The following is a 3345-nucleotide window of genomic DNA, read 5'->3' as shown; positions in this document are numbered from 1 at the left end:
GCCTCGTTCAGGTCCGGGTACGCGTCGTGCAGCACCTTGGTAATGGCGGCCGTGAGGGTCGTCTTACCGTGGTCGATGTGACCGATGGTGCCGATGTTGACGTGCGGCTTAGTCCGCTCGAACTTCGCCTTCGCCACTGGGTCCTCCTGTGGAGTGGTTCTGGTACGCCTTACTCATCGGCGCCAGGGTGATCTTTGCTGGGATGCCGCCCGCCGGGACCTGGGATCGAGTCCCGGCGGTCGGTGTCAAGCCTAAAGCGTCAAACGCGGTGCGTTACTCGCCCTTGGCCTTCGCGATGATCTCCTCGGCGACGTTCCGCGGAACCTCGGCGTAGGAGTCGAACTGCATCGAGTAGCTCGCGCGACCCGACGTCTTGCTGCGGAGGTCGCCGACGTAGCCGAACATCTCCGACAGCGGGACCAGGCCCTTCACGACGCGGGCGCCGGCGCGCTCCTCCATGGCCTGGATCTGGCCACGGCGGGAGTTGATGTCACCGATGACCTCGCCCATGTAGTCCTCGGGCGTGGTGACCTCGACGGCCATCATCGGCTCGAGGAGCACGGGGCTGGCCTTGCGCGCGGCCTCCTTGAAGGCCTGCGAACCGGCGATCTTGAACGCCAGCTCGGAGGAGTCGACCTCGTGGTAGGCACCGTCGAGAAGCGTGACGCGGACGCCCGTCATCTCGTACCCGGCGAGGATGCCGAACTGCATGGCCTCCTGCGCACCGGCGTCCACCGAAGGGATGTACTCCTTCGGGATACGGCCACCGGTGACCTTGTTCACGAACTCGTACGAGGCGTCGCCGCCCTCGATCGGCTCGATCGCGATCTGCACCTTGGCGAACTGGCCGGTACCACCAGTCTGCTTCTTGTGCGTGTAGTCGACGCGCTCGACGGCCTTGCGGATCGTCTCGCGGTAGGCGACCTGCGGCTTGCCGACGTTGGCCTCGACCTTGAACTCACGGCGCATACGGTCGACCAGCACCTCGAGGTGCAGCTCGCCCATACCACCGATGATGGTCTGGCCGGTCTCCTCGTCCGAGTGAACCTGGAAGGAGGGGTCCTCCTCCGCGAGACGCTGGATGGCGACACCCAGCTTCTCCTGGTCACCCTTGGACTTGGGCTCGATGGCGACCTGGATCACCGGCGCCGGGAAGTCCATGGACTCCAGGATCACCGGGTTCTTGTCGTCGGACAGCGTCTCACCGGTGGTGGTCTGCTTCAGGCCCATGACGGCGACGATGTCGCCGGCGCCCACCGACTCGATCTCCTCACGCTTGTTGGCGTGCATGCGGTAGATCTTGCCGATGCGCTCCTTCTTGCCCTTGACGGAGTTCAGCACGGCGGTGCCGGACTCCAGGCGGCCCGAGTAGACCCGGACGAAGGTGAGCTTGCCGAGGTGCGGGTCGCTCATGATCTTGAAGGCGAGCGCGGAGAGCGGCTCGTCCTCGGACGGCTTGCGCTTGACGACGACCTCGGGGTCCTTGACGTCGTGGCCCTCGATGGCCTCGACGTCGAGCGGGGTCGGCAGGTAGCGCACGACCGCGTCGAGCAGGGGCTGGACGCCCTTGTTCTTGAACGCGGTGCCGCAGAACACCGGGGTGACCGTGGTGCCCTCGGACTTGCCGGACGCGATGGTGATACGACGGATCGCGGCGTACAGCTGCTCCTCGGTGGGCTCCTCGCCCTCCAGGTACAGCTCCATGATCTCTTCGTCGTTCTCCGCGACGGCCTCGAGCAGCTTGCCGCGCCACTCCTCGGCGGCCTCGGTGTGCGTGGCCGGGATGTCGACGGTGTCGTACATCTCGCCCTTCGCCGCCTCGGCGGACCACACGAGCGCCTTCATGCGGACCAGGTCCACGACGCCCTTGAAGTCGGCCTCGGCACCGATCGGCAGCTGCATGACGAGCGGCTGGGCGCCCAGGCGGTCCGAGATCATGTCCACGCAGCGGTGGAACTCGGCGCCGGTACGGTCCAGCTTGTTCACGAAGCAGATACGCGGCACGCCGTAACGGTCGGCCTGACGCCACACCGTCTCGGACTGCGGCTCGACACCGGCGACACCGTCGAACACCGTGACAGCACCGTCGAGCACGCGCAGGGAGCGCTCCACCTCGACGGTGAAGTCGACGTGACCCGGGGTGTCGATGATGTTGATGGTGTAGTCGTTGTCCTCGAGCGGCCAGTGACAGGTGGTCGCAGCAGAGGTGATCGTGATGCCACGCTCCTGCTCCTGCTCCATCCAGTCCATGGTGGCAGCGCCGTCGTGGACCTCACCGATCTTGTACGAGACGCCGGTGTAGAACAGGATCCGCTCGGTGGTGGTCGTCTTGCCCGCGTCGATGTGGGCCATGATCCCGATGTTGCGGACCTTGGCCAGGTCAAGTGAAGTGGTAGCCATGAGGCTTCAGTCTTCTCTCGGTCTCGATGTGGGTTGCGACTACCAGCGGTAGTGCGCGAAGGCCTTGTTGGACTCGGCCATCTTGTGGGTGTCCTCGCGCTTCTTCACAGCGGCGCCGAGGCCGTTGGAGGCGTCGAGGAGCTCGTTGAGCAGACGCTCGGTCATGGTCTTCTCGCGACGGGCGCGGGAGTAACCGACGAGCCAGCGCAGCGCGAGGGTGTTGGCGCGACCGGGCTTGACCTCGATCGGCACCTGGTAGGTGGCGCCACCGACACGGCGGGACTTGACCTCGAGGGTCGGCTTGATGTTCTCGAGAGCGCGCTTGAGGGTGATGACCGGGTCGTTGCCGGTCTTCTCGCGCAGACCCTCCATGGCACCGTAGACGATGCGCTCGGCGGTGGAGCGCTTGCCGTTCAGCAGCACCTTGTTGATCAGGGAGGTCACCAGAGGAGAACCGTAGACCGGGTCGATGATGACCGGGCGCTTCGGGGCGGGGCCCTTACGAGGCATTCTTACTTCTCCTTCTTGGCGCCGTAGCGGCTGCGGGCCTGCTTGCGGTTCTTGACACCCTGGGTGTCGAGGGAACCGCGGATGATCTTGTAGCGAACACCCGGCAGGTCCTTCACACGGCCACCACGCACGAGCACGATGGAGTGCTCCTGCAGGTTGTGTCCCTCACCCGGAATGTAAGCGGTGACTTCGATCCCGCTGGTCAGACGCACACGCGCGACCTTGCGCAGGGCCGAGTTCGGCTTCTTCGGGGTGGTCGTGAACACACGCGTGCAGACGCCCCGACGCTGAGGAGAACCCTCGAGTGCGGGCGTCTTGTTCTTCTCGACCTTGTCCTGCCGGCCCTTCCGGACCAGCTGCTGGATCGTAGGCACTACTTCTCCGGTTTCTGTGTGCCGAATGGTGAAGCTAACCTGGAACGTCGCCGACCCACGC

At 65.3% G+C, this 3345-nt stretch carries 4 protein-coding genes; all 4 read right to left on the bottom strand.

Annotated features, from left to right (window positions below; translation table 11 throughout):
- Positions 1 to 137: GTP-binding protein (locus UW392_RS53745; RefSeq protein ID WP_320782771.1), on the bottom strand; the 137-nt coding region annotated here is incomplete at its 3' end.
- Between the two features lie 136 nt (positions 138 to 273).
- On the bottom strand, positions 274 to 2400 hold the full coding sequence (gene fusA, locus UW392_RS53740; protein WP_320782770.1) for an elongation factor G: 2127 nt from the start codon (positions 2398 to 2400) through the stop codon (positions 274 to 276).
- Positions 2401 to 2439: 39 nt separating this feature from the next.
- The gene (gene rpsG, locus UW392_RS53735; protein WP_003974303.1) at positions 2440 to 2910 is read right to left on the bottom strand and encodes a 30S ribosomal protein S7; all 471 of its coding nucleotides are present in this window, start codon (positions 2908 to 2910) and stop codon (positions 2440 to 2442) included.
- A 2-nt stretch (positions 2911 to 2912) separates the two neighbouring features.
- On the bottom strand, positions 2913 to 3284 hold the full coding sequence (rpsL, locus tag UW392_RS53730) for a 30S ribosomal protein S12 (RefSeq protein ID WP_003948652.1): 372 nt from the start codon (positions 3282 to 3284) through the stop codon (positions 2913 to 2915).
- Positions 3285 to 3345: the final 61 nt, after the last annotated feature.

This window comes from Streptomyces sp. CRN 30 (assembly GCF_034105845.1).
Note: the sequence above shows the minus strand (reverse complement) of the source record. Positions and strands in the feature narration are given on the sequence as shown.

Excerpts from the sequence above, each read along its gene's own strand:
- fusA (WP_320782770.1), bottom strand. The coding sequence starts at position 2,400 with ATGGCTACCACTTCACTTGACCTGGCCAAGGTCCGCAACATCGGGATC.
- rpsG (WP_003974303.1), bottom strand. The coding sequence starts at position 2,910 with ATGCCTCGTAAGGGCCCCGCCCCGAAGCGCCCGGTCATCATCGACCCG.